Source organism: Comamonas sp. GW821-FHT11H03, assembly GCF_058807955.1.
In genome coordinates, this window is record NZ_JBXARF010000005.1 from 299,434 (window position 1) to 322,829 (window position 23,396).

Annotated in this window: 25 protein-coding genes; 12 read left to right on the top strand and 13 right to left on the bottom strand. The window is 62.2% G+C overall.

Translation table 11 applies throughout. The features are described 5' to 3' along the window. The first annotated feature begins 29 nt into the window (after positions 1 to 29). The 4 genes from AC1RTQ_RS13785 to AC1RTQ_RS13800 all read left to right on the top strand — a co-directional run bounded on the left by AC1RTQ_RS13785 (position 30) and on the right by AC1RTQ_RS13800 (position 3,207). On the top strand, positions 30 to 815 hold the full coding sequence (locus AC1RTQ_RS13785) for a HipA family kinase (protein ID WP_492876669.1): 786 nt from the start codon (positions 30 to 32) through the stop codon (positions 813 to 815). Further along, positions 802 to 1,203 carry a DUF3037 domain-containing protein gene (locus AC1RTQ_RS13790; RefSeq protein ID WP_224650547.1) on the top strand — a complete coding sequence of 134 codons (402 nt, stop codon included), beginning with the start codon at positions 802 to 804 and terminating at the stop codon, positions 1,201 to 1,203. The genes AC1RTQ_RS13785 and AC1RTQ_RS13790 overlap by 14 nt, the downstream gene beginning before the upstream one ends. A 3-nt stretch (positions 1,204 to 1,206) precedes the next feature. Then, positions 1,207 to 2,661 (top strand): cobyric acid synthase, encoded by a 1,455-nt coding sequence (locus AC1RTQ_RS13795; RefSeq protein ID WP_492876496.1) that lies wholly within the window; start codon positions 1,207 to 1,209, stop codon positions 2,659 to 2,661. A gap of 117 nt (positions 2,662 to 2,778) precedes the next feature. Then, on the top strand, positions 2,779 to 3,207 hold the full coding sequence (locus AC1RTQ_RS13800; protein WP_304351438.1) for a hypothetical protein: 429 nt from the start codon (positions 2,779 to 2,781) through the stop codon (positions 3,205 to 3,207). 20 nt (positions 3,208 to 3,227) lie between these two features. On the opposite strand, the gene AC1RTQ_RS13805 is transcribed toward AC1RTQ_RS13800, so the two are convergent. Beyond that, complete coding sequence (locus AC1RTQ_RS13805; protein ID WP_409812999.1) at positions 3,228 to 3,392, bottom strand: hypothetical protein; 165 nt, start codon at positions 3,390 to 3,392, stop codon at positions 3,228 to 3,230. Between AC1RTQ_RS13805 and cobT the strand changes: the two genes are divergently transcribed. After that, complete coding sequence (gene cobT, locus AC1RTQ_RS13810; RefSeq protein WP_492876499.1) at positions 3,391 to 4,503, top strand: nicotinate-nucleotide--dimethylbenzimidazole phosphoribosyltransferase; 1,113 nt, start codon at positions 3,391 to 3,393, stop codon at positions 4,501 to 4,503. The genes AC1RTQ_RS13805 and cobT overlap by 2 nt on opposite strands. A gap of 55 nt (positions 4,504 to 4,558) precedes the next feature. On the opposite strand, the gene nth is transcribed toward cobT, so the two are convergent. The 3 genes from nth to AC1RTQ_RS13825 form a co-directional block, all read right to left on the bottom strand. After that, positions 4,559 to 5,215, bottom strand: coding sequence for an endonuclease III (gene nth / locus AC1RTQ_RS13815; RefSeq protein ID WP_492876501.1), 657 nt, complete (start codon positions 5,213 to 5,215; stop codon positions 4,559 to 4,561). Between the two features lie 95 nt (positions 5,216 to 5,310). Continuing rightward, on the bottom strand, positions 5,311 to 7,020 hold the full coding sequence (locus tag AC1RTQ_RS13820; protein WP_492876503.1) for a ShlB/FhaC/HecB family hemolysin secretion/activation protein: 1,710 nt from the start codon (positions 7,018 to 7,020) through the stop codon (positions 5,311 to 5,313). A gap of 134 nt (positions 7,021 to 7,154) precedes the next feature. Then, entirely contained in the window at positions 7,155 to 8,678 is a 1,524-nt protein-coding gene (locus tag AC1RTQ_RS13825) for a collagen-like triple helix repeat-containing protein (protein WP_492876505.1), read from the bottom strand. Positions 8,679 to 8,977: 299 nt separating this feature from the next. Between AC1RTQ_RS13825 and AC1RTQ_RS13830 the strand changes: the two genes are divergently transcribed. Continuing rightward, positions 8,978 to 10,174, top strand: a complete 1,197-nt coding sequence (locus AC1RTQ_RS13830; protein ID WP_492876507.1) for an aminotransferase-like domain-containing protein — start codon at positions 8,978 to 8,980, stop codon at positions 10,172 to 10,174. Beyond that, complete coding sequence (locus AC1RTQ_RS13835; RefSeq protein ID WP_114862317.1) at positions 10,171 to 10,392, top strand: SlyX family protein; 222 nt, start codon at positions 10,171 to 10,173, stop codon at positions 10,390 to 10,392. Before AC1RTQ_RS13830 ends, AC1RTQ_RS13835 begins: the two co-directional genes overlap by 4 nt. A gap of 125 nt (positions 10,393 to 10,517) precedes the next feature. On the opposite strand, the gene AC1RTQ_RS13840 is transcribed toward AC1RTQ_RS13835, so the two are convergent. The 3 genes from AC1RTQ_RS13840 to AC1RTQ_RS13850 form a co-directional block, all read right to left on the bottom strand. Next, positions 10,518 to 10,661: a DUF3149 domain-containing protein gene (locus tag AC1RTQ_RS13840; protein WP_291595189.1), complete on the bottom strand. Its 144-nt coding sequence runs from the start codon at positions 10,659 to 10,661 to the stop codon at positions 10,518 to 10,520. A gap of 215 nt (positions 10,662 to 10,876) precedes the next feature. Further along, positions 10,877 to 12,304 (bottom strand): M20 family metallopeptidase, encoded by a 1,428-nt coding sequence (locus tag AC1RTQ_RS13845; protein WP_492876510.1) that lies wholly within the window; start codon positions 12,302 to 12,304, stop codon positions 10,877 to 10,879. A 90-nt stretch (positions 12,305 to 12,394) separates the two neighbouring features. Beyond that, positions 12,395 to 13,420, bottom strand: a complete 1,026-nt coding sequence (locus tag AC1RTQ_RS13850) for a tripartite tricarboxylate transporter substrate-binding protein (RefSeq protein ID WP_492876512.1) — start codon at positions 13,418 to 13,420, stop codon at positions 12,395 to 12,397. A 690-nt stretch (positions 13,421 to 14,110) separates the two neighbouring features. Between AC1RTQ_RS13850 and AC1RTQ_RS13855 the strand changes: the two genes are divergently transcribed. The 4 genes from AC1RTQ_RS13855 (at position 14,111) to AC1RTQ_RS13870 (ending at position 17,751) form a co-directional block, all read left to right on the top strand. Further along, positions 14,111 to 15,013, top strand: coding sequence for a glutamate ABC transporter substrate-binding protein (locus AC1RTQ_RS13855; protein WP_304350324.1), 903 nt, complete (start codon positions 14,111 to 14,113; stop codon positions 15,011 to 15,013). Between the two features lie 3 nt (positions 15,014 to 15,016). Beyond that, a complete protein-coding gene (locus AC1RTQ_RS13860) occupies positions 15,017 to 15,679 on the top strand; it encodes an amino acid ABC transporter permease (protein WP_492876514.1) in 663 nt (220 codons plus the stop codon). Continuing rightward, on the top strand, positions 15,676 to 16,476 hold the full coding sequence (locus AC1RTQ_RS13865; RefSeq protein WP_492876516.1) for an amino acid ABC transporter permease: 801 nt from the start codon (positions 15,676 to 15,678) through the stop codon (positions 16,474 to 16,476). Before AC1RTQ_RS13860 ends, AC1RTQ_RS13865 begins: the two co-directional genes overlap by 4 nt. 267 nt (positions 16,477 to 16,743) lie before the next feature. Next, positions 16,744 to 17,751: a LysR family transcriptional regulator gene (locus tag AC1RTQ_RS13870; protein WP_492876518.1), complete on the top strand. Its 1,008-nt coding sequence runs from the start codon at positions 16,744 to 16,746 to the stop codon at positions 17,749 to 17,751. Positions 17,752 to 17,868: 117 nt separating this feature from the next. Here AC1RTQ_RS13870 and cobF read toward each other — a convergent pair whose 3' ends face one another. The 4 genes from cobF to cbiE are packed head-to-tail and all read right to left on the bottom strand — an operon-like array spanning position 17,869 to position 21,054. Further along, a complete protein-coding gene (gene cobF / locus AC1RTQ_RS13875; RefSeq protein ID WP_492876520.1) occupies positions 17,869 to 18,627 on the bottom strand; it encodes a precorrin-6A synthase (deacetylating) in 759 nt (252 codons plus the stop codon). Beyond that, positions 18,627 to 19,421 carry a precorrin-4 C(11)-methyltransferase gene (gene cobM, locus AC1RTQ_RS13880; protein ID WP_492876522.1) on the bottom strand — a complete coding sequence of 265 codons (795 nt, stop codon included), beginning with the start codon at positions 19,419 to 19,421 and terminating at the stop codon, positions 18,627 to 18,629. The genes cobF and cobM overlap by 1 nt, the downstream gene beginning before the upstream one ends. Next, positions 19,418 to 19,861 (bottom strand): cobalamin biosynthesis protein, encoded by a 444-nt coding sequence (locus AC1RTQ_RS13885; RefSeq protein WP_492876524.1) that lies wholly within the window; start codon positions 19,859 to 19,861, stop codon positions 19,418 to 19,420. Before AC1RTQ_RS13885 ends, cobM begins: the two co-directional genes overlap by 4 nt. Beyond that, the gene (gene cbiE / locus AC1RTQ_RS13890; RefSeq protein ID WP_492876526.1) at positions 19,858 to 21,054 is read right to left on the bottom strand and encodes a precorrin-6y C5,15-methyltransferase (decarboxylating) subunit CbiE; all 1,197 of its coding nucleotides are present in this window, start codon (positions 21,052 to 21,054) and stop codon (positions 19,858 to 19,860) included. The genes AC1RTQ_RS13885 and cbiE overlap by 4 nt, the downstream gene beginning before the upstream one ends. On the opposite strand from cbiE, the gene AC1RTQ_RS13895 reads away from it, so the two are divergent. Continuing rightward, the gene (locus AC1RTQ_RS13895; RefSeq protein ID WP_492876528.1) at positions 21,047 to 21,802 is read left to right on the top strand and encodes a cobalt-precorrin-6A reductase; all 756 of its coding nucleotides are present in this window, start codon (positions 21,047 to 21,049) and stop codon (positions 21,800 to 21,802) included. The genes cbiE and AC1RTQ_RS13895 overlap by 8 nt on opposite strands. Before the next feature lie 31 nt (positions 21,803 to 21,833). On the opposite strand, the gene cobJ is transcribed toward AC1RTQ_RS13895, so the two are convergent. Both cobJ and cobI read right to left on the bottom strand, forming a co-directional pair. Beyond that, complete coding sequence (gene cobJ / locus AC1RTQ_RS13900; RefSeq protein ID WP_492876671.1) at positions 21,834 to 22,622, bottom strand: precorrin-3B C(17)-methyltransferase; 789 nt, start codon at positions 22,620 to 22,622, stop codon at positions 21,834 to 21,836. 25 nt (positions 22,623 to 22,647) lie between these two features. Next, positions 22,648 to 23,388, bottom strand: coding sequence for a precorrin-2 C(20)-methyltransferase (gene cobI / locus AC1RTQ_RS13905; protein WP_492876530.1), 741 nt, complete (start codon positions 23,386 to 23,388; stop codon positions 22,648 to 22,650). Positions 23,389 to 23,396 lie beyond the last annotated feature (8 nt).

Below are 23,396 nucleotides of genomic sequence, written 5' to 3' on the forward strand. Positions count from 1 at the left end.
CATTTCCTATGGACACTGAAACCTTGAAGCTGCGCTCGGTGCTGGTGGAGCGCTATGTCACGCCGTTGCGTGAAGGCGGCTCCATGCCGGCAATTGTCGAGACCGACGATCTGGGTACCTATGTGCTCAAGTTCCGGGGCGCCGGGCAGGGCGTGCGTGCGTTGATGGCCGAGATCATCTCGGGCGGCATGGCGCGTGCGCTGGGCCTGCCGGTGCCCGAAATCGTGCTGCTGCACTTGAACGGCGATCTGTCCCGCACCGAGTCCGACCCCGAGATTCAGGACCTGATTCGCGCCAGCGACGGGCTGAATGTAGGGCTGGACTATCTGCCGGGCTCCATCAACTTTGATCCGGCAGTGGATACGGTGGACGACGACTTTGCCTCGCGCCTGGTGTGGTTCGACACGCTGGTCAGCAATGTGGACCGCACGGCGCGCAACACCAATATGCTGATGTACCAGAAGCAGCCCTGGCTGATCGATCATGGCGCGAGTCTGACGTTTCACCATGCCTGGAACGGAATGGTTGCCGATCCGGCCAGGCCTTTTGCGCCCAGTGCCGAACATGTGCTGCTGCCGCAGGCCAGCCAGTTGGCGCAGCTGGATGCGCAGCTGGCTGCCAAGCTTGGGCCCGAGGTGCTGAAGAGCATTCTGGACGAGGTGCCCGACTGCTTTCTTGAGCAGGCCGCTGCCGACAAAGAGGGCGATGTGCTCAAGAATGTGCAGGCCCATCGTGCGGCCTACGTGAATTATTTCGTGGCCCGACTTGCCGAGCGTGGCCGCTGGTTGCAAGGAGTTATCGATGCACGCGCATGAGGTCTACGACTACGCCATCGTGCGGGTAGTGCCGCGCGTGGAGCGTGAAGAATTTGTGAACGCGGGTGTCATCCTCTCCTGCCAGCGCACCGGCCATCTGCAGGCGGCCGTGGCCCTTGACGAACAGCGTCTGCTGGCGCTGGACCCGAATGTGGATCTGGAGGCCGTGCACCGTCATCTGGGCTCCATCGTGGCCATCTGCGAAGGGCGGGTCGATGGCGGGCCGATTGCGCAGCTGCCCATGCGCGCGCGCTACCACTGGCTCACCGCCAAGCGCAGCAGCATCATCCAGACCTCCCCCTCGCATATGGGCATGTGCACCCATCCCGGCGAGGCGCTGGCCCGAATCCTGCAGCGTGTGGTGCTACCGATCCCAACCGAGATTTAAGCTATGACAGCACGTTGCATCATGGTGCTGGGCACCAGCAGTGGCGCGGGAAAAAGCTGGGTGGCCACGGCGCTGTGCGCCTACTACCGCAGCCAGGGCCTGAAGGTCGCACCGTTCAAGGCACAGAACATGAGCAACAACGCGCGCGTTGTTGCCACGCCCGAGGGCCGCTGGGGCGAGATCGGCACGGCACAGTATCTGCAGGCCCTGGCTGCGGGGGCCGTGCCCGATGTGCGCATGAATCCGCTGCTGCTCAAGCCCGAGGCCGACACGCGCAGCCAGGTTGTGCTGTTCGGCCAGGTCAATGACGAGCTGAGCGCCATGCCCTGGCGAGGTCGCAGCCTCAAGGTCTGGCCGCAGATCGCGCAGGCGCTGGACGAGCTGCGTGCCGAAAACGATGTGGTGGTGATCGAAGGCGCAGGCTCGCCGGCCGAAATCAATCTGCATGCCAGCGATGTGGTCAATATGCGCGTGGCCAAACATTGCAACGCACATTGCCTGCTGGTATCGGACATAGACCGCGGCGGCGCCTTTGCCCATCTCTTCGGCACCTGGGCATTGCTTCCCGAGGATGAGCAAAAGCTCATCAAGGGCTTTGTGCTCAACAAGTTCCGGGGCGACGCGGCACTGCTGGCGCCGGCGCCCCAGATGCTGGAAGACAAGACGGGTGTGCCCACGGTGGCCTGCATTCCCATGCAGTTCCAGCACGGCCTGCCCGAAGAGGATGGCGTGTTTGATGATCGCGGCAGCGCTGGAGCCGGGCGGGCCGTTCACACCACGATTGCCATCATCGCCTATCCGCGCATCAGCAATCTCGATGAATTTCAGCCCTTGCTGCAAGTGCCGGGCGTGCGCGTGGTCTGGGCTCGCTCTCCCGCGCAACTTGCCGAGGCGGACTGGGTCATTCTGCCAGGCAGCAAGGCCACGGCTGCTGACCTGGCCTGGATGCGCGCGCAAGGGCTGGATGCAGCCGTCGTCGCTCATGCCGAACTAGGCAAGCGCGTGCTGGGCATTTGCGGCGGTTTGCAGATGCTGGGCGAGGCGCTGATCGATCTGCATGGCGTGGACGGCAACGCTGCAGGCCTGGGCTTGTTGCCGTTGGTGACATTGTTTGCGCAGGACAAGACCGTGCAGCCAACGACTCTGCAACTGCCTGATCTGCAGGCCCCATGGAGTGCCATGAGTAGCGTGACGGCACGTGGCTACGAGATCCACCACGGTCAGACCCAGCTGCGTGCCGACATGCAGATGGCCAGCGTGCGACCGGCTCAGGAGCTGTTGCCCGGTATGCTATGGCAGGGAGGCAACAGCGCTGTCATCGGTACCTATCTGCACGGCCTGTTTGAAAACGCCGAGGTAATTCATGCGCTGTTCGGCCACGATGCACCCAGTCTGGAGCAGGTTTTTGAGCGGCTGGCGCAGGGCGTGGGACAATGGTTTGAGCCGGGCGCGCTCTGAGCGCCTGCAGCAGTTGTAGGACTGATCCTGCGGGCTCATAGCCGCTGAACCGATAAGCCCTGCCTGAGAGTGCGTGCAAGCTGACCGAGCTATTCACTTTTTGGAATGGAGTTGCGTATGGCTTTTTTCAAGGTTCAGACTCTTCAACTTGCTTTGGGTGCAGCGGTTCTGTCGCTGGCAGGCATGGCCAGCGCTCAGGTGGATGCAGCCAAGCCGGCGGCTGAGGCAGCTGCAATGGATGCGGCCAAGCCTGCGATGAAAAAGCACCACCACCGCCATCATCACAAGGGCCAGCGTCCCATGCGTGAGAGCAACTCGTCCTCTCGCGAGGCGATGGCGGCCAGTGCCGAAGCCAAGAAGGGCAAGCTCGATGACGGCCAGGGCCTCAGCCAGTACGAGCGCAATGCCTACGCCCGCTGCGGTGTGTTCAAGACCGAAATCGACCAGCAGGCCTGTATGGCGCGTGTCAAGGATGGCGCTGTCAGCGGCTCGGTCAAGGATGGCGGCATCCTGCGCGAAATTACGGTTGAGGAAATCATTCGCTGATGCTTTTGCAGCGTCTTCAGTCAAGGCCCTTCGGGGCCTTTTTCATGCAGGCCTTGCGCAATCGGCGAACTTGGCGTTTCGGTGGCGATGAAAGCGCGATACTTGCTAGGTCGCAAAAGCGTGCCTTCTGCATCCCGGTGGTGGATGGCACTCAGACCTGATGCACCGGGAATGACTGCACGCATGAGTTCCGCTTCTTTTACCGAAATCCTACCGTCCACCATCTGGTCCTGCCCGCAGGTGCAGGACATCCATGACGCGGCGCTGCAAGCCCGTGTGCAGCATCGCCTGGATTTCAAGACCAAGCCGCAGGGATCGCTGGGCGTGCTGGAACAACTGGCCTTTCGCATTGCCGGCATCGTGGGTTGCGAGACTCCCAATCTGTATGCCCCGCAGATGGTGGTGTTTGCTGCGGACCACGGACTGGCCGCTCAGGGTGTGTCGGCCTATCCGGTCGACGTGACCTGGCAGATGGTGGAGAACTTCCTGGCTGGCGGCGCCGCCGTGAGCGTGCTGTCTCTGCAGAACGGGATTGATCTGAATGTGGTCGACTGCGGCGTGGCCCGCGACTTTGAGGTGCGCGAGCAGGATCCTGCGCACAAGCTTCCCAAGGTCCATGAGCCACGCCTGTGGCGGCGCAAGGTGGCTTATGGTACGGCGGACTGCAGTCAGGGCCCGGCCATGAGCGAAGCCCAATGTGCGATGGCGCTGCGCAATGGCTCAGAACTGGTCAAGAAACTGCCGGGCAATGCACTGTTGCTGGGCGAGATGGGCATAGGCAATACATCCAGCGCTTCATTGCTGCTGGCGCGTCTGTGCGGCGAGCCGGTCGAGGAAGTGACCGGGATGGGCACGGGCCTGAGCAGCGAAGGCCTGGCACGCAAGATCGCCGTGCTCAGGCGGGTGCTGGATTTTCATGCCAGCGTGCAAGAGCCACTGGCCGTGCTGGCTGCCATGGGCGGGCTGGAGATCGCCACCATGACGGGAGCGGTGCTGCAGGCTGCGGCCGAACGCCGCCTGATCGTGGTGGACGGCTTTATCACCACGGCCGCCGTGCTGGTGGCTAGCCGCCTGCAGCCCCATGTGCTGCAGCGCTGCGTGTATGCGCACCGATCGGGTGAGCCGGGTCATGCTCGCCTGCTGAGCCACCTCCAGGCCCAGCCCATGCTGGACTGGCAGTTGCGCCTGGGCGAGGGTTCTGGCGCGGCACTGGTCTGGCCGCTGCTGCGCTCGGCCTGCACCATGCTCAACGAGATGGCCAGCTTTGAATCGGCCGGCGTCAGCACCAAGAGCTGAGGCACTTGCAAAAATATAGCTGCAAGAGCTTGGTGGGTATGCGTTTGAGGCGATTTTAGCTCTTTTTCCCTGATGTCGGCGCCGGAGTTTTGGGCGTGAAATCGCAGTACTGCGAGACCGCGCATTCCCAGCAGCGCGGCTTGCGCGCCTGGCAGACATAGCGGCCCAGCAGGATCAGCCAGTGATGGGAGTCCACTGCGTATTCGTCGGGTACGCGCTTGAGCAGCTGCTTCTCGACTTCCAGCGGATTCTTGCCGGGTGCCAGCCCCGTGCGGTTGCCGACGCGGAAGATGTGCGTGTCCACGGCCATGGTGGGCTGACCGAAAGCCACGTTGAGTACCACATTGGCGGTTTTGCGGCCCACACCGGGAAGGGCTTCCAGCTCTTCGCGGGTTCTGGGGACGTTGCCGCCATGCAACTGCACCAGCATGCGGCAGGTTTCCATCAGATGCTTGGCCTTGCTGCGGTACAGGCCTATGGTCTTGATATAGCTCTCCAGCCCCTCAAGCCCGAGATCCAGAATGGCCTGCGGTGTGTTGGCGACTGGAAAAAGCCTGCGCGTGGCCTTGTTCACTCCCACGTCGGTGGCCTGGGCAGACAGCAGAACAGCGGTCAGCAGCTCGAACACCGTGGTGTATTCCAGTTCGGTTTGTGGCGTGGGGTTGGCGGCCTTGAGCGCTGCAAAAAACGGCGCGATATCGTTTTTCTTCATGGGCAATATTGTGGCTTGTCGTTCAGGGGGCGTAACAAAGAAAAAGCCGCAGCGGTGTGCAGCGGCTCGGTGGCTTGTGGCAAGACAGCGGCGAGTCAGGGATCCAGGTTGTAGCTCAGTACCAGGCTATAGCGCAGCTCCCGGTCGGGATTGTTGATGGAGCGGTCGCCGAGCGGCTTGCTCATGGCAAGGTCCAGGGCGTAGTGGCGGCTGTCGGACAGGCGCAGTCCCAGGCTGGCCGAGCGCAGTGTATTGCCTCTGACGCCGCTGGTTTGCTGATGCGTGCGCGCCCATTCGTAGAGCAGATAGGGCTCGGCCGATTTGATCCAGGCCTGGTTGATGAGGAACTGGTAGTTGAGCTCGGCACTGGCGCCCATGCCGGAATCGCCAGAGAACTCGCCAGCCTGATAGCCGCGGCCGAAGCGGGTGGACCCAAAGGAGATTTTCTCCGGGACGGGAAGAATGTCGGCACTGTATTGCCCGCCCACGGCAAAAGCGGCGCCCATCTTGTTGACGAAGCGATGGCGCTGTGCATAGTCGGCGGTGATGCGCGTGAAGTCCAGCTTGGCCGGGTTTTCAAACTTTTGCAGCAAGCCCTGCCGATAGTAGAGGTCCAGGTTTTTGTAGGCCCCCAGGCTGTCTAGGCCGTGGGCCAGCAGGACCGAAGCCGAACGGGTAGTGGTCTTGCCAAAGGACGCCCAGGCCATTTGCGCATAGAGCGTGCGAACCTTTTCCTCACGCAGCAGGGAGGCCTGGCTATCGGCCAGCTCACGGCTGTAGTTGATGGCATACAGGCCTGCCGTGGTGCTGAGCTGGGTGGTATTGCTCAAGATCCATGGGTGGCTGATATTGAAGTCCAGTTTGCGCTGCTGTGTCAGGTCATCAATGCCTGGAATGCGCGTTGCCGGCGGGTTGAAGCTGCGGTAGTCGGAATAGCTGACACGTGCTTGTGTGCCTTCGGGCGTCAGCTGTTGCGTGAAGCCGATGCTGCCGAAACGCTCCTTGTCGGGGTTCTGCAACATCGCCGAAGCCTGAAGCTGGCTGCCTGCCCACAAGGGGTCGTTCAGGGTGAGGGACGCAATGATGCGCGGCGTGGGCTTGCGCGCCTCGCCCCCGACGGTGACGGCAATGGGTTTGTGCTTGGATTTGATGACCAGGGGCACCGCACCATCGGTGGTGGTCGGCAGATTGGCAGACGCCGTGATCTGCACTCCGGGAAGGCGTGCCATCAACTGGGTCTGGTGCTGAAAGGTCTTGGTGGTCAAAGGCCTCTCATTGAGCAGCGGCTGGGCAATTTCGCGTATCTGGTCTTCGGAGCGGCCAAAATTGCCCTCGAGATTCAAGCTCTGTACATAGCCCTCGACCACGATGACCTGCACTGCGCCATTGGCAAAGTCCTGCGGTGGCAGGTAGGCAAAAGAAAGGGCGTAGCCATGGCGTTGATACAGCTCGCTGACCTTCTGGGTCGCGGCGTTGAGCTCGCCCACCGTATGCGTGCCGTTGATAAATGGCGTGAAAAGCGCGCTGACCTCCTCGAAAGGAATCGCCGTGCTCCCCTGCACATTGACGCCGCGTACTGCGACCCGGAGGTTGATGAGATCCTGAACACTTGGTTGAGGCTTGTCTATCTGCACCGGTACCTGCTTGGGCTGCTGCTGCAGATTCCTTGCAGATTCGGGAGTCTGGGGCAGGCTGTTGAGCGGGTTGCCTGCCTGCTGTGACCAGGCCAACGGAGCCCAGGCCGCAAGTGCCAAGGCCTGAATCCTGGAGCCGATGCGGCCTTGGGGTTTTGTTTTTGACTGCAAAAGTCCCTCCTGTTCTATTTTTATGACTCTCATTGTTCCTTACATCCCCAGAACTGGGTATGGGGCTGTCGTAAAAAAGCCCGCCTGAAGGCGGGCCAGGCTCAAGCGGTGCACGCAGGCCACCGCCGTTTCCCTTATTTGCTGGTGGCTACCGCTCCACCGCCCAGGCCGAGCGCCAGATTGCCGCCCAGCAGTCCACCCAGCAGGCCGCCCGAGGTGCTTGCACCACCTGCTGCTCCTGCGCCCGCAGCGACATTGGTCACGCCGCCCAGCACACCTCCAACAAGGCCTGTGACTGCGCCAACGGTGTTGCCGACCAGGCCCGTCACCGCAGTGCCTGCACTGCCGGTGCCTCCTGCTGGAGCGCCTGCCGATCCCGTGACACCACCTGTGACGCCGCCCAGCACGCCTCCGACCAGATTGCCTGCTCCTGCGACAGGGCCACCGGCATTGCCGCCACCGCTTGCTCCACCGGTCACGCCACCGACCAGGCCCGTGACGCCACCCAGCACGCCGCCGACAATATTGCCTGCTCCACCAGCGGAGCCGCCTGCACCGCCCGTGACATTGCCAAGTACGCCACCTAGCAGGCCGCCGCTAGGTGTGCCGGGACCAGTCGCCACACCACCCAGGCCGGCCACGGTCTGGCCGACACCCGAGACCACGCCGCCCAGCGGAGCCACAACCGGAACTCCGGCGCTGGTGACGGAAGCCCCCACATGATTGACTACGCCGCCCACGGTGCCCAGCAAGCTGTTAACCGGCTGGCCCAGGCCCGTGGTCTGAACCAGATTCTGGGTGGTGCCCAGGACGGTGCTCAACACCGGCGTGGCGACCTGGCTGACCTGAGTCGTCAGACCCGAGACCAGCGGGTTGCTGGTCAGCTTTGCCACCGTGCCTTCGACGCCGGAAACGGTGGTGCCAAGGATTTGCACCGTGCCGCCCGCCAAGCCTGCCACATCACCGACCACGCCAAGCTGAGGAGTGTCCAGCGCACTGACCGTCTTGCCTGCCGAAGTGACTGCAGCGCCCAGATAGCCGACGGCGGGAGCCACGCCTTGCAAGGTGGTGCCGATGGGGTCGGCCGTCTTGCCGATCTGGCCCAGACCTGCACTGACGCCGCTACCTACGCTGTTGACGGCATTGTTCACATTGCCAAGAATGCCGCCGGCCGGCTGGGCCACACCGCTCAGGGGCGTGCCGCTGGTAGCCGTGCCCAGGGTGGAGGTCACGATGTTGTTGACGTCGCTGATGACACCGCTTGTTCCGGAAAGCGTTCCTGTGACATCCGCCACGGTGTCGCGCACCGGAGTGAGCGGAGTGCTTGCCACAGGCGGATTGCCCGTGCCGCCATCACCGCCGCCGGTGTTGCCACCACCGGTGCCGCCGCCAGTACCACCGCCGGTGCCACCAGTGCCGCCTCCGGTACCGCCAGTACCGCCACCAGTGCCACCAGTGCCACCGCCAGTGCCGCCTCCGGCAACAACATCTCCGCCGCCGGTGCCGTCGGGTCCGAGGTCGCTGCGCAAAGAGCCGCTCGAGCCACAGGCAGCCAGACTGGCAACCAAGGCTACGGCACACAGGCTGCGCAGGCTCAACGGGTTCTTGCCGTTAATGGCAACAGACAGGGCCTTGCCGGTAAAAGTAGTAGTACGCATAAATCCTCCATCCCAAAAACAAGTGAAAAAATCCGTCAAATACGCGGTCCGTTGATCGGTAGGCGTATGTTCTTGTCAGAGGCTTGACGCTGTCCAATTCAAAGTTTGAGACACGAAGTTATGCGCAATTAACAATTGCTATCAACTTTTGAAAATTGGTAGGAGTTTGATTACTTTCAGCATGGAATAGCGCCTACATAAAAGCCACTTCCTGTCTCTGGGGCGATTCGCGCGCCACAATGGGCATCAGCCGCTCAAGCAGCGACGAGATTCCCGTAGCGCTTTAACCAAGAAAACGTATGCAATTTGCCAAACGACTCGATAACGTAGAAACCTCTGCGATCCGCGAACTCTTCAAGCTGCTGGGCAAGCCAGGCATCATCAGTTTTGCGGGCGGCTTTCCGGACAGTGCCATGTTTGACGTAACCGGGATCAGCGCTGCCTCTGCGGCAGCCCTGCAGCAGGAGGCGGGAGCCGCATTGCAGTACGGTGCGACAGAGGGTTACCAGCCGCTGCGCGAGCAACTGTCGTCCTTTATGGCCGGCAAGGGCGTGCCCGATGTGGCGCCTGATCAGCTCATCGTCACCACCGGCAGCCAGCAGGCGCTGGACTTGCTGGGCAAGACCATGGTGGGAGAGGGCGACAAGGTCATCGTCGAAGGCCCGACTTTCCTGGCCACGATTCAGTGTTTCCGCCTCTATGGCGCAGAGGTGATCTCCGCCCCTGTGGATGAGCATGGCGTGAAGACCGACGAGCTGGAAAAGCTGATTGTCGAGCACAAGCCCAAGCTGGTCTATCTGATCCCGACCTTTGGCAACCCCAGTGGTGCCATGCTGAGTCTGGAACGCCGCAAAAAGGTGCTGGAGCTGGCTGTCAAGTACCAGACTCTGGTGGTGGAAGACGACCCCTACGGCGATCTGAACTTCAATGAAGCGCCTCCTGCCAGCCTGCTGTCGCTGACACGCGAAGTCCCCGGCAGCCGGGAGTGGCTGGCGCACTGCGGCTCCTTGTCCAAGGTGCTCAGCCCCGGTCTGCGTATCGGCTGGCTGATTGCACATCCCGAATTGCTTGCTCGCGCCGTGATGTGCAAGCAGTTCAGCGATGCTCATACGAGCACCTTTGCCCAGGCCACTGCAGCCCAGTACCTGAAGTCCGGCGCCATGCCCAAGACCTTGGCCCATGTGCGCGAGGTCTATGCCAAGCGTGCCGAGACCATGGGCGATGCGCTGCGCGAGCAACTGGGCGATGCCGTCGAGTTCGTACAGCCTGCCGGCGGCCTGTTCATGTGGGTGCGCCTGACGGGCGCGCGTGGCCAATTGGCGGATGCGGCTGTGCTGGCCAAGAAGGCCATTGAAGAGGGCGTGGCCTTTGTGCCGGGCGCTCCGTTCTATGCACAGAACCCTGATACGGCGACCTTCCGCCTCTCGTTTGCCACGGCTGACGAGGACAAGATTCGCGCAGGTATTGCTCGTCTTGCCAAGGCGCTCAAGGCATGAGCGACAGTCACGAAGCGCTGCAAGAGCGAATCATGGAACTGGAGATCAAGGCCAGCTACACCGAGGATTTGCTCGAGCAACTCAATATGACGATCTACCGTCAGCAGCAGCAGATCGATCTGTTGATCAACGAGGTGAGGGAACTCAAGCGCCAAGCGCCGGAAGGCGGGGGTGCGGCGGTGCGCAATCTGCGCGACGAACTGCCGCCGCATTACTGAGCACGCTGGGCGATGCGGTCAAGAAAAAGGCCGGAGTGAAAGCTCCGACCTTTTTTGCACTAGAACCGCGTCATATCGCCAGAAACGCAAGGCAGTGCATGCGCAGCGTGCAATGAAGTTTGGATTTACTCCAATGGGGTGCTGGCAACGTTCTTCATCTTGCCAAGGAAGAGGCGGGTAAAGAAAGCGGCCATGACGATGATCAGCACAATAACGGCCAGGCTCATCAGTCCATAGTCGGTGGAAAAGAGATCGATCATCAGCTTCATGGTGCCTCCCTGTTGAGTTTCCGCAGTCTTGCGGTATGCCTCACTATGGCCGCTGGGCCTGGCTGGAGGCTTGTGCTGCATCAAGCTTTGACTGCTGCCGCTTTGAGGCAGAGCAAGCTGGCGCGCATTGCGAACCCTCAGTCCTGGCGGGCGTTTTCAGGGGCTTCTTTTGAAGTTGCAGAAATTCCTTTCAAAGGAGGGGAGCTGCTGCCAACTTACTTTCGCAAAAAGGGCAGGGCTACCTCTGCAGGAATGGGGCAGACATAGGGCTTGCCCTCGCGGCGTTGCAGTAGTTCTTCCTTGGCGCGTGCCAGCAATTCGGGCTTGGCGAACAGCTCCACGGCGGTGGCTGTCAGAATTTTTGCGGCGTGCACCATGCCGATGTGGGCCAGGCCGGACTGGCCTTGCGACACCATCTGCCATGAGTGCAGCGGCGTGCCGAAAGCATAGCAGGCCACCCAGGCTTGAGCCGTGGGAGTAATCCAGCTCACATCGGCCACGTCGGTGGAGCCGAACATGATGTCTTTGGCGTTCGGGTCGTAGGGCGTCAAACCTTCAAAAATGGCTGGCACCTTGCCACGCAACACGCTCGCCAAAGGGCGGCTGACGGCATCGACATCGTTTTGGTCCAGCGTGGCCTGGAACTGGCCGGCAACAGCATGCGCCTGTGCATCGGCTTGCAACTGTCCCAGTGCCTGCATCTGCGCATGCATCACGCTGTTCAGCGTGCTGTTTTGCAGCAGATTGGAGCAGGCCTTGTCGAAGATGATTTCGAGCTTGCAGTCCGTCATCAGCGCGGCGCCACGCGCCACGTTCTGAACGCGCTCATAGAGTTCGGCGGCTTCGTGGTTGCGTGCTGCCCGCACCAGATACAGCACTTCGGCGCGCGCCTGCACGACATTGGGCGACAGACCACCGCTATCGGTGACAGCGTAATGCACGCGGGCGTCCGAGGGCATGTGCTCGCGCAAATAGTTCACCCCTACGTTCATCAGCTCCACTGCATCCAAGGCGCTGCGGCCTAGGTGGGGAGAGTGCGCGGCGTGCGATGCCTTGCCGTGGAAGACAAACTTCGCCTGGATATTGGCCAGCGTGCTCTGGCTGAACAGGCCTGTGTAGCTGGCTGGGTGCCAGGTCAGTGCTGCATCCACATCATCGAACACACCGGCGCGGGCCATGAAGGTCTTGCCGGAGCCGCCTTCCTCGGCCGGACAGCCGTAATAGCGCACGCGCCCATTCGTTCCGGTGCTTTTCAGGTGCTGCTGCAGAGCAATAGCGGCAAAGTGCGCCGAAGTGCCCAGCAGATGATGGCCGCAGCCGTGGCCGGCCAGACCGGGGCTTTCGGTGGACGGGGTGCACACCAGTGCACCGCTTTGCTGGTTCAGGCCTGACAGGGCGTCGTATTCACCCAGCAAGGCAATGACCGGGCCGGTATCGCCCCATTCGGCCATGAAGGCGGTGGGGATGCCTGCCACATCGGGTGTGATGCGGAAGCCAGCCTGCTGCAGCGCATCGATGTGGAGCTGGACCGAAGCGTTCTCGGCATAGCGCAGCTCGGCCAGAGACCAGATCTGGTCGGCCAGCGCCGTCATGCGCGGTGTCTCACGTTGAAAGAAATTCTGCAGGGCGCTCATCGCTTGCATGGCAAAAGGGTCCTTGAGCTGTGGTGAAGAAGATGGGGCATGAGGAAGCAACCGGCCGACTGCAGCGAGCGCCGGCTGCAGGGCAGGCTCTTATTCGGGCTTGACGCCGGCCTTGTCGAGCAGGGCCTTGTTGCGCTTGAGTTCGGCGGCGATCTGGGCCGGGAACTGGGAGGGCGCCGTCTCGGTCGCCGTAGCACCCAGATTCTTCAGATGCTTTTGCACCTCGGGTAGATGGACGGCTTTGACAGCCGCATCCTGCAACTGCTTCACGATGGGGGCTGGTGTGTTGCTGGGGACGACCAGACCGAACCAGCTGATGCCCAGTTCGTTGAGTTCGTCGTAGCCCAGCTCCTTGAAGGTCGGAACATTGGGCAGCTCAGGCGAGCGGCCATGCGAGGCCACCACCACAGGCAGCAGCTTGCCACCCTTGATCTGTGGCATTGCCGAGGGCAACTGGTCGGTCATGATCTGGACCATGCCGGCAAGGGCGTCATTGAGTGCAGGGCCGTTACCGCGATAGGGCACGATCTGGATCTGGGTCTTCATGGTTTCGTTGAACGAGGCAACCATCAGATGTCCCAGCGTTCCCAGTCCCGGTACTCCGGCACTGTAAGTACCGGGCTGCGCCTTGATCTTGGCGAGGAAGTCGTTGAAGTTGTTCACGCCCATCTTGGGGTGGGCCATATAGACCGAAGGCATGGTCACCAGATTGGCCACCGGCAGCAGCTTGCCTTCAATCTTGCTGGCGCGTTTGTAGAGCAAGGGGTTGATGGTGGCCGTGCTCACGGTAGCCATGCCAATGCTGTAGCCGTCTGGAGTTGCCTGGGCGATGGCCTCGCTGCCGATCAGCCCCCCAGCGCCGCCTTTGTTGTCCACGATCACCGGTTGCCCCAGCGTGGTGCGCATGCCTTCGGCAATCACGCGCGCCACGATGTCGGTGGAGCCGCCGGCGGCAAAAGGCACGATGAGCTTGACAGGTTTGCTTGGATAGATGCCAGCGGCCAGCGCCTGCGACGCGGCCAGGGTCCACAAGGAGCTGGCAACCGCCAGCGAGAGCAGGCCGACGCGGCTAGTGAGGCCATTTGTGCAGCCGTGAGTGCGTGAAGATATGGGCATGGAGGGCTCCTGAAAGATATCGGCTAATCCATGCCTGCACCATCAGTGCTGTTCACGAATTTCTGCCGTCATGGAAATGAAATATAGAAATTTCGGAGCCTTGGCAGTACATGTCATTTGCGGTTAGCTATAAGCGTTGTCGATACCTTGGGTGCGCCTCCCTCTATGGAGTGTGATGTTTTTCAGTAAAAACCCTTGTATTTTTCGCGATCATTGATCACGTTTGCCAGGGACAGTGCCTGCAACAGAGATGCCGCTCAACATCGCTGGATCTACTTGCGGGGGGCGTGTGTACTTGTTCATGCTGCGATGGCAGCGGAGGTTTCGACCTCTCAAGTTGATGACTTGAAAGCTGCCGTCGGGGTGCTCTTAGCAGGTTGCCTTTGCGGTGTGATCGAGCGGCGGCAATATTGCCTTGTCTGCGGCCGGCGCTGCTTGGCCGGCTTGGGCACGAGCAATCGCATCGAGCTTGAGTTCAGACTGTTCGCTAGTTGCCACAGCCGGACGCCGGCCGGGGCAGACTCTCGAATGAGTGCTAGGCACGGCCTGGGACTGTTGGCGGCGTCGTGCCCTGTTGGGGCACAAGGGTTGTATTGTGTGCACAATGGTGGCTCCGCTCGGATGAGCGGCTCGCGCATTCCAAATGCTGCTTTATATTGATTCGCGTCGCAGACCATCCAAGAAGACCGCATGTCGATCAAATCCATTCTGAAATCCACCGTGGTGGCACTGACGATCGTGACCGGTGGGTCGCTTTTCGCACAGGGCACTCCCATCAATGCAGCGGCCTATGACGCGCTGGTTGCGCAGGGGCCTGTGGCCGATGCGGCGACCATCGCATCGAGCACCTGGGCCAGCAAGATCAAACAGACTGGCACGCTGCGCCTCGGCAGCACGCAAACTTCGAATCTTTTCTCGCTGCTCAATGAGAAAGACGGCAAGATCCGCGGCTTTGACCTGGGCCTGGCCCAGCTCATCACTCGCTATATTCTGGGCGATGCCGCCAAGTACCAGTTCACGCAGGTGACCTCGTCCACGCGTGAGCAGGTGCTTATCAATAATCAGGTGGACATGGTCTTCGCCACCTACTCCATCACTCCTGCTCGCGCCGAAAAAATCTCGTTTGCTGGCCCTTACTACGCATCACAGTCCGGCGTGCTGGTCAAGTCGAACAACAAGACGGTTCAGTCTTACAACGACCTGGGCGGCAAGAAGGTGGCCACGCAAGCGGGCTCCACGGGGCCTGCGATATTGGCCCAATATGCCCCCAAGGCTGTCGTGCAAGAGTTTCAGACGCATCAGGAAGCCCTCGATGCACTGCGTCAGGGGCGCGTAGATGCCTACGTGACCGATTACACGCTGCTGCTCAACGCCCTGAGCCTTGGCACCAGCAACGCGCGGCTGGCGGGTGCGCCATTCGGCGCGCAGGACCCCTATGGAGTTGGACTGCCCAAGGGCTCGGACGGCGTAGCATTCATCAATGCCTTCCTGAAGAAGCTGGAGGCTGACGGTACCTGGGCCAAACTTTGGACTATCTCCATAGGGCAGCGTACCGGTAGCACGACCGTTCCGACGCCGCCCGCCCTGCCTTGAACGATGGGTGAGGTTTCCAGGCTCCTGGCCGACTATGGGCCTGCCTTCTGGCAGGCTCTCTTGCTGACATGGAAGCTCACGGTGGTGTCCTTTGTGCCCGGGGTCATGCTGGGCACGGTCGTCGCGGTGCTTAGGCTTATGCCATTGCCGCCGCTGCGCTTGGCGCTGACCGTCTATGTCGAGATCTTCCGCAATATTCCCAGCGTAGCGCTGCTGATCTTCATCGTTTTCGCGCTACCCGATCTCAACATCGTGATCGACTATGAGCCCAGCGTGATCCTGACGCTGACGCTGGTCTGCTCTGCATTCACGGCGGACTACCTGCGCTCGGGTATCAACACCATTCCCGGTAGCCAGATCGAGGCTGCGCTCAGCCTGGGCATGCGGCCGCTGCAGATTGTTTCTGCCGTGGTCTTGCCGCAGGCGCTGCGTTCGGTGGTGCAGCCGATGACTTCGCTGCTGATTGCATTGATGCTGTCGACCTCTCTGGCCTCGCAGTTGCCGTTTCCAGGCCGGGAGCTCACCGCGCTCGTATCCAAGATCGCCAACGACTCGGCGCTGGGCATTGCTGCGTTCGCCGTGGCTGCCACGATGTATGTTGCGACAGGCCTGCTCATCGCCTGGGCCGGCGCGGCTCTGGAAAAGAAAGTGCGGATACTGCGATGAGCCGTTCTCTGGAGGACATTCTGTTTGCTGCGCCAGGCCGCCAGGTCCGGGTCGTCACCAATGCGGTGAGCGCAATCGCCACAGCCGTGCTACTTTTGCTGGCGCTGGCAATCGTGTTCCGCTTTCATTCGGCAGGGCAACTCGATGCCCCGTATTGGGAATTCTTTGCCTGGCCGACGACCTGGAGCTTTCTTGCCAAAGGTCTGCTCGGCACGTTGGCATCGTCGGCGATGGCCGCCGTCATTGCTCTGGGCCTCGGGCTGGTGTTGCTGCTGGGGCGGCTGTCGCGGCTGAGGCTGATGCGTTGGCCCAGCATTGCTGTCATCGAGTTCCTGCGCGGCACGCCGACGCTGCTGCTCATCTATGTTTGCTTTCTGGTGCTGCCATCGGTCGGGATCAAGCTGAGCACCTACTGGATGCTGACCTTGCCTATAGGCCTGAGTACCGCAGCCGTGGTTGCCGAGGTCTACCGTGCGGGCGTGCTCGCCGTTCCGCGCGGCCAGACCGATGCCGCGCGAAGTCTGGGGTTGACCGAAATCCAGGTCTTTTTCTTCGTCGTCTTTCCTCAGGCCCTTCGCTACATTGTTCCTGCATTGGTTGCGCAACTGGTTATCGTGGTCAAGGACACCACCTTCGGCTATGTCGTCACCTATGGTGAACTCATGCAGAACGCCAAGGTGCTCATAGCGAACTACCACTCGCTGGTGCCGGTGTACCTGGTCGTAGCAGCGCTTTACTGCCTTGTGAACTATGCGATTTCAAAGGCGAGCCAGCGACTAGGTAGGCCCATGCATTGATCGCTTTCGGGAGGTTCGCGGGCGGCTACTACGGCGCTCTGTCATCAGCAGAGGGGGCAATTGCCACGACAATGCGGTGCCGCGGCGTTTCTTGCGAACGTTCAAGGGGGTGTGAATGCATAGTCAGATGCGTGCACATTATCCGAATCACGGTCACTTCGATACTCGATGCGAGCGGCTCGCTCTCGAACACCGGCTGTGTTCGGTGTCGGCGTTGGCGAGAGGTTGCAACGAACTTTGTGGAAGCGATCGACACCCGTTGAAATCATGGCTGCTGACTCTTCTTTTTCTCAGATACAGGCTGGAGCAAGGGCTGCAAGCCCCGAGGGGCGCTTGCTCTTTTCCCGTATGGTCAGGCAGGTACGGCTGCGTCAGTTGCAGCTTTTGCTGGCTTTACAGCAATGTGGCTCGGTCATGCAGGCGGCAGTGGAGCTGAGCATGAGCCAGTCAGCGGCTACCCAGGCCCTGGCCGAGCTGGAGCGGGTGCTGGACATCAAGCTGTTCGAGCGCCATGCGCGCGGCATGCGGCCCACAGTGGCAGGCCAGGCTTTGATCGATGCGGCACGCAGCATGCTGGTGGGGTTGCAGGAAGTGTCCGAATCGCTGGCCTCCATCCGTCGCGGGGCTTCGGCAGCGTTACGTCTCGGGGCCATTCCGGCAGCAGCGCTTTCGGTGCTGTCCCAGTTGCTGCCACGCTTTTACGAAGCACACCCGCAGGTCTATGTGGACGTGCATGAGGACTCCAGCGCCCCTTTGCTGTCGCAGCTCATGGCCTCGGGCCTCGATGTGGTGTTCTGTCGCCAACCCCAGCTTTTGCCGGTGGAGTTTTCCTTTGAGCCGCTGTTGCTGGATGCGGCCGTGGTGATTGCGGATGCTGATCATCCGCTGGTCGGGCGGCGCGATGTGCCGCTGCCAGCCTTGAGGGGCGCGCGCTGGGTGCTGCCAAGCTTTGGCATCGCGGTGCGCAATATCGTAGAGACCGAGGTGCTGCCCGTACTGGAGGATGCCTCCTGGTTTCCTGCCTCCACTGTGTCCCTGCCAGTGCTTGAGGGCCTGCTCACCCAGCCAGGGGCCGTATCGCTGGTACCCCGCAGCATTCTTCCAGGACTGCGTTCCCAGGGGCGTGTGCGTGCGCTGGATGTGCGTATCGAGGGTGGCTTGCCGCCGCTGGGTGCGGTGTATCGTACAGACCATGCACCAGCGCTGCTGAAGGAGATGCTCAGGCTCTGGCGTCGGCTCGAGCTGCCTCATGCGGCAATACCGGCGTCCGCTTAGATGGACACTGGCAAGCAAGCTGAACGCCTGGGCGATCAGGTCCTGGATGGGGTGAAGCACGCCGTACGGTGATCGGGTGGGCCTTCCCGTCGACGGATGCGCCTTGGCAACCCAGAGTCAGGAGGCCGCGACCCTGCGCAGCAGGTAGATATCCATGATCCAGCCATTTTGCTCGCGGGCCTGGGCGCGTCTGCTGGTGATGTCTGGCGCGATGTTGCAAAGCCGGCCATGCATGAGCAATTGCTGTGGCATGCCCAGATAGGCGCCCCAGTAGATGTCGATGTCGGTGTCTTTCAGCTGTTCATAGCTGCGTTGGCCATCCAGCATCACGACCAGGGTATTCACCCCGGATGGCCAGCCGTTTTCGCGCAGCTGGCGACCAGTGGTGATTAGAAATGATTCGCCGATTTCATTGAGGGCAATGCCGTGAGCACTGCACAGCACCTGCATGGATGTGATGCCAGGCACGACGCGTACCTGCTCGTGGGCCAGGCCCAGACGCGAGGCAATGCGCAGCGTGCTGTCGTAGAGGGCAGGGTCGCCCCAGACGAGCAGGGCCACGCGCCCCGAGCGGGAAGGTAGATGGCCCTGAAGACTGGCTTGCCAGCGCCGGGCAATGGCGTCATGCCACTCATCCACCTGCTGTTCGTAGTCCGATCCCTGCTGGCGGCGTTGCGGCATGTCGAAGTGAGCAATTCGGCTTTCGTCCACGGCCAGGCTTTGCAGTAGTGACAGGCGAACCTGGGCCAGCTCGGCCTTGCTGTCCTCCTTGTGTGGCAGCAGAACCAGGTCGGCGCTGCGAATCGCTTTCTCGGCTTCCCGGGTGAGGTGATCGGGGTTGCCGGTGCCGATGCCGATCAGGAACAGCTCCAGCATCAGGCGCCCTCGGTTCCGCAAGGAAAGCGCGGTTCGTCACCGCGCGGCCGGTAGCGACGGTCGTAGTCATTGGCGTAGAGCCGGCTGCTGCCGAAATCCTGCTGGCTCAGGGTGGCCCCGACCAGAATCAGTGCGCTGCGCTGCAGCGGATTGGATTGGGCTGTGCTGGCGATATCTCCCACGCGGGTGCGCAGCAGTTGCTCGTCCGGCCATGAGGCGCGCCAGACAATGGCTGCAGGGCAATCCGGGCCGTAATGGCTGGTGAGTTCCTGCTGTACCTGCTCGGCCACATGGACCGACAGATGAATGGCCAGTACGGCGCCGGTCGCCGCGAAGGCGGCCAGGGTTTCGCCGTCGGGCATGCTCGATGCACGGCCCGAGGTACGTGTCAGCACCACCGATTGGCAGGAGCCAGGCAAAGTCAGCTCGGCCTCCAGAGCAGCGGCGGCGGCACTGAAAGCGGGGACACCGGGTGTGACAGTGTAGGGGATGTCCAGTTCGCGCAGGGCGCGCAGCTGCTCACCCATGGCAGACCAGATGCTCAGGTCACCGGAATGCAGACGGGCAACATCCAGCCCTTGCTCATGTGCGCTCTGGATTTCTGCCACGATGTCTTGCAGCGACATGGGGGCGGTATTGACGAGACGGGCACCTGCGGGGCAGTGCGCCAGCAACTCGCTGGGTACCAGCGAGCCTGCGTACAGACACACAGGCGAGGCAGCCAGCAGATCACGCCCGCGAACGGTGATGAGGTCGGCCGCACCGGGGCCGGCTCCGATGAAATGAACGGTCAAGGCAAAACTCCAGGGATAAAGGGTGTGGGCAGCGGCAAGCCGGCAATCGCCAGCGTCGCACGTCGGTCTGCCGAAACAGTGCGCAGCACCAGCAGCCGGCTATGGGCCAGGCTGGCACCGGCTTGCAAGGCCAGAGCTTCTGAAACGCTGCCCGTGGCAAAGCGCCGCTGCAATCTTGCGGAATGGGATGGTGTGGCGATATGCGCAATCGCGCTTTCGGCACAGGTCTTCCAGTCGATATGACCCGGAATCCGGCTTGCCCAATCCTGCAAGGCGCGCGCCGCTGAGGTCTGGCTTCTGGTGCTCAGCAGGGCAAAGGTCCAGTGACAGGGCGCGGAATCCGCGCTCTCGAGCCTCTGGCAGGCCTGGGTCCAGCAGCTTTCAAATGATTGAGGCAAGGCGCCGGCTTGAAAGCCCCAGCCTGCGAACAAATATCTCATTGGCTGCTCCAGACCCACTGCACCAGAGGGCGGGCCGGGGACCAGGAATGCATGCTGCCCAGGCTCTGTGCTTCGCTCCATTGCAGCTGATACAGCTGGCCGCCATGCGTGCGGTGCAACTCCAGCAGCAGTGCCTGGGTGTGCAGCGCCACAGCATTCACCACCAGCCGCCAGGGCTCGGAAAGACGCATGCGCAGGGCATTGAACAGCTCGGCGCTAAAGCCGCCGCCGACAAAGACGGCCTGCGGCTCTGGCTGCAGACGGGGCAGGGCTGTCAGGGCGTGGTCGTGAACCACTTCAAGCGCTGCCGCATAGTGCTGTGCGTTCTGCGCAATATTGGCAGCACGCGCGGCGTGCTGCTCCACGCAGATGGCCTGGCCGCCAGCCAGACACCACTCGACGGCGACCGAGCCCGAGCCCGCACCCAGGTCCCAGAGCCACTCTCCTTGGCGCGGTGCCAGCGCGGCCAGCGTCATGGCCCGCACCGGGCTTTTGGTGATCTGCCCGTCATGTGCAAACTCACTGACGGGCCTGCCTGGTACCCTGGACAAACCTTTTTCGCCGCGCGCTTCGAAAGCCGCAGTCACAGGGGCCTTGGCCGGCTGGGTTGCCAGCAGGGCGGCCAGCTCGCGCGCCGTGCCGCTGCGTATGTTCTGCTGGTTGCTGCCTGCCTGCTCCACCAGCCACAGCGGGCTGTCGCCCCAGCCCTGTTGCTGCAGCCATTGAGCCAGAGTGTGAGCGGCCGGGCCATCACGCAACAGGCAGATAAAGCGCTCTTGAGGCGCCAGCAGAGGCGTCAGGCTGCTCAGGCTGCGGGCATGCAGGCCCAGGCAATGGGTACGCTCCTGTGACCAGCCCAGCTCGCCTGCAATCCAGGAAAATGTCGAGGGTTGAGGGTAATTGCGCCATTCGCCCGGCTCCAGGTGCCTGGCCAGCGATGCACCGGCACCGAAGTGAAACGGATCGCCGGACACCAGCACGGCCACGCCTTGCTGTCCGCGCAGTTGCAGCACGGGCTCGACGCTGAAGGGGATCGGCCAGGCTCTGCCACGCGCTCCTGCTTGCGCCAGCGCCAGATGACGCGGACTGCCGAACACAACACTGGCATCATCCAGGGCTCGTCGCGCTGCGGGGCTCAGGCCTTCCAGCCCTGACGGATGGATTCCGATAATTGAAAGCCACGGATTGGCCATGACCCAAGTTCTCCTGTTAGGCGGCACTTTCGATGCCTATATGTTGTCCACGCTGCTGCATGAGGCCGGGGTGCAAGCCATCTATTCCTATGCCGGAGCCACCCAGACGCGTCGTACTCCGGCCCTGCCGGTGCGTGTGGGCGGCTTTGGCGGCGTGCAGGGGCTGGTCGATTACCTGAGTGCGCATCACATCACCCATGTCATCGACGCCACCCACCCGTTCGCGGCACAGATGAGTGCCAATGCCATCGCGGCCTGCGCCCGACTGAATCTGCCCTTGCTGTCCATGGAGCGGCCAGCTTGGCAGTCCCGGCCCGGCGATCAATGGCAGCATGTGCCGGATATGGCGGCGGCCGCCAAGATCCTCAGTCCTATGCTCAAGCGGGTGTTTCTGGCCATTGGACGCAAGCAACTGGCGGCGTTCGCGGGCCTTGCCGACGAGCACCAGTTTGTGCTGCGCGTCATAGACCAGGACGGCGGCGCCTTGCCCCTGCCGGCATCCAGCTATGAGCTGATCGTTGCGCGCGGTCCGTTTCAACTTGCCGATGAACTGGCGCTGCTGCGGCAGTACCGTATCGACTGCATCGTCAGCAAGAACGCCGGTGGCGCGGATACCTATGCCAAGATCGAGGCCGCGCGCCAACTGGGCATCGCCGTCATCATGGTCGACAGACCGGTGCTGGCGCAGCGTGTCCAGTGCCAGAGCCCTCAGCAGGCTATGGAGTGGCTGCGACAGCAGTGCCGCTGAACGCTTGGTCCCGGCAAGGCCTTGCGCGCGCTCAGACATGGTCTGTCATAGCGGAGGGGGCGCTGCTGCAGGCCTCATAGCTGCGCGGGGTATAGACATGCTTGCCCACCTGCCGGGTCTGGCTGTTGCCCACAATCACCACTGTGCGCATATCGGCCATGTGGGCGCGTGCTTCCAGCAGCCGCACGACCAGCAGCGTCTCGTCGGGCCGGCTGACGTTGCGGGCAAAGCAGATCAGGCGCTCGGGCTCGCATTCCTGCTGAAGCACTTGCAGTGCCCGGGAAAAGCCATGCGGGCGTGATCGGGAGCAGGGGTTGTAGAACGCCATGGCGAAATCGGCCTGGGCGGCCAGACGGATGCGGCGCTCGATGATGCTGGCGGGTTTGAGGTTGTCGGACAGATTGATGGTGCAGAAGTCATGCCCCAAGGGGGCGCCCAGGCGGGCTGCTGCTGCCAGCATGGCGGTGATGCCCGGCTGCACCTGCACGTCCACACCCTGCCAGCGGGCATGCTCCTCGGGGCTGGCCTGCTCCAGCGTCTCGAACACGGCACTGGCCATGGCGAACACGCCCGGGTCGCCCGACGAGAGCATCAGCACCTTGCGGCCTTGGGCTGCAAGATTCAAGGCGTTGCGTGCGCGATCGAGTTCCTCGCGGTTGTCGCTGGCGTGCAACTGCAGGTGTTCCAGACCCTGCAGCCGCGCCACATAGGGAAAGTAGCCGAATGCATCGCTGGCGCTGGCAATGCTGTCGCGCACCTGCTGCGTCAGCAGGGCATCATCGCCCGGGCCCAGACCCAGCACCAAGAGTTGTGGAGGCATTGTGGTCGTGCTCATGACAGTGCATTCACATGTCGTTCGCCGGGCGACGACCTTGGCCGTGCACGACGATGATGGCGAAATAGGGGCAGCGCTCAGGCGCTTCGCTCAGCGGCATGACCTGCTGGTCGCTCATGGTGCCGTTGATGACGAGCCAGGCACGCTCCAGCTTTCCTTGCTCGATCAGCAGCGCACGGATGCGGCCCAGATGCCGTCCCACCTTCATGATGACCAGCGCGTCCGAGCGCGCCATATGCTCACGCAGCGGCGTATCGGGCAGGGTTGCGGGCAGCACGCTCATCACATCGTCACCCCAGGTCATGGGAATGCCGGTGGCATGCCAGCAGCCCACCATGCCGGGTATGCCGGGCAGCACCTCCACCGTCACCTGTCCCGCCTGGCGCAGACGCACATAGAGGTGCATGAAGGAGCCGTAGAAGAATGGATCGCCTTCGCAGAGCACGATCACATCCTCGCTGCGCGTGAGCTCCGTTAACCGGGCCTGCCAGTCCTGATAAAAGCTGGATAGCTGGGCGATATAGCGGGGGTCGTCGTGCGGAATCTCCGTGGTCAGCGGGTACTCCATCGGGTACTCCGTGACCTCGGCATGCAGCAGGCCATTGACCAGTTGCCGTGCCTTGCCCGGGTGACCGCGCTTGCGGAAGTAGGCCACATGACGTGCGTTTCTCAGCAGGCGGTCGGCCCTCACGCTCATCATGTCGGGATCGCCGGGACCCAGTCCCACGCAGAAGATTTTTCCGTGATTCATGGTGACTC

Coding starts and splice junctions, on each gene's coding strand:
- AC1RTQ_RS13790 (WP_224650547.1), top strand. CDS start 802: ATGCACGCGCATGAGGTCTACGACTACGCCATCGTGCGGGTAGTGCCG.
- AC1RTQ_RS13795 (WP_492876496.1), top strand. CDS start 1,207: ATGACAGCACGTTGCATCATGGTGCTGGGCACCAGCAGTGGCGCGGGA.
- AC1RTQ_RS13800 (WP_304351438.1), top strand. CDS start 2,779: ATGGCTTTTTTCAAGGTTCAGACTCTTCAACTTGCTTTGGGTGCAGCG.
- cobT (WP_492876499.1), top strand. CDS start 3,391: ATGAGTTCCGCTTCTTTTACCGAAATCCTACCGTCCACCATCTGGTCC.
- AC1RTQ_RS13805 (WP_409812999.1), bottom strand. CDS start 3,392: ATGCGTGCAGTCATTCCCGGTGCATCAGGTCTGAGTGCCATCCACCAC.
- nth (WP_492876501.1), bottom strand. CDS start 5,215: ATGAAGAAAAACGATATCGCGCCGTTTTTTGCAGCGCTCAAGGCCGCC.
- AC1RTQ_RS13825 (WP_492876505.1), bottom strand. CDS start 8,678: ATGCGTACTACTACTTTTACCGGCAAGGCCCTGTCTGTTGCCATTAAC.
- AC1RTQ_RS13830 (WP_492876507.1), top strand. CDS start 8,978: ATGCAATTTGCCAAACGACTCGATAACGTAGAAACCTCTGCGATCCGC.
- AC1RTQ_RS13835 (WP_114862317.1), top strand. CDS start 10,171: ATGAGCGACAGTCACGAAGCGCTGCAAGAGCGAATCATGGAACTGGAG.
- AC1RTQ_RS13840 (WP_291595189.1), bottom strand. CDS start 10,661: ATGAAGCTGATGATCGATCTCTTTTCCACCGACTATGGACTGATGAGC.
- AC1RTQ_RS13845 (WP_492876510.1), bottom strand. CDS start 12,304: ATGCAAGCGATGAGCGCCCTGCAGAATTTCTTTCAACGTGAGACACCG.
- AC1RTQ_RS13850 (WP_492876512.1), bottom strand. CDS start 13,420: ATGCCCATATCTTCACGCACTCACGGCTGCACAAATGGCCTCACTAGC.
- AC1RTQ_RS13855 (WP_304350324.1), top strand. CDS start 14,111: ATGTCGATCAAATCCATTCTGAAATCCACCGTGGTGGCACTGACGATC.
- AC1RTQ_RS13860 (WP_492876514.1), top strand. CDS start 15,017: ATGGGTGAGGTTTCCAGGCTCCTGGCCGACTATGGGCCTGCCTTCTGG.
- AC1RTQ_RS13865 (WP_492876516.1), top strand. CDS start 15,676: ATGAGCCGTTCTCTGGAGGACATTCTGTTTGCTGCGCCAGGCCGCCAG.
- AC1RTQ_RS13870 (WP_492876518.1), top strand. CDS start 16,744: ATGGCTGCTGACTCTTCTTTTTCTCAGATACAGGCTGGAGCAAGGGCT.
- cobF (WP_492876520.1), bottom strand. CDS start 18,627: ATGCTGGAGCTGTTCCTGATCGGCATCGGCACCGGCAACCCCGATCAC.
- AC1RTQ_RS13885 (WP_492876524.1), bottom strand. CDS start 19,861: ATGAGATATTTGTTCGCAGGCTGGGGCTTTCAAGCCGGCGCCTTGCCT.
- cbiE (WP_492876526.1), bottom strand. CDS start 21,054: ATGGCCAATCCGTGGCTTTCAATTATCGGAATCCATCCGTCAGGGCTG.
- cobJ (WP_492876671.1), bottom strand. CDS start 22,622: ATGCCTCCACAACTCTTGGTGCTGGGTCTGGGCCCGGGCGATGATGCC.
- cobI (WP_492876530.1), bottom strand. CDS start 23,388: ATGAATCACGGAAAAATCTTCTGCGTGGGACTGGGTCCCGGCGATCCC.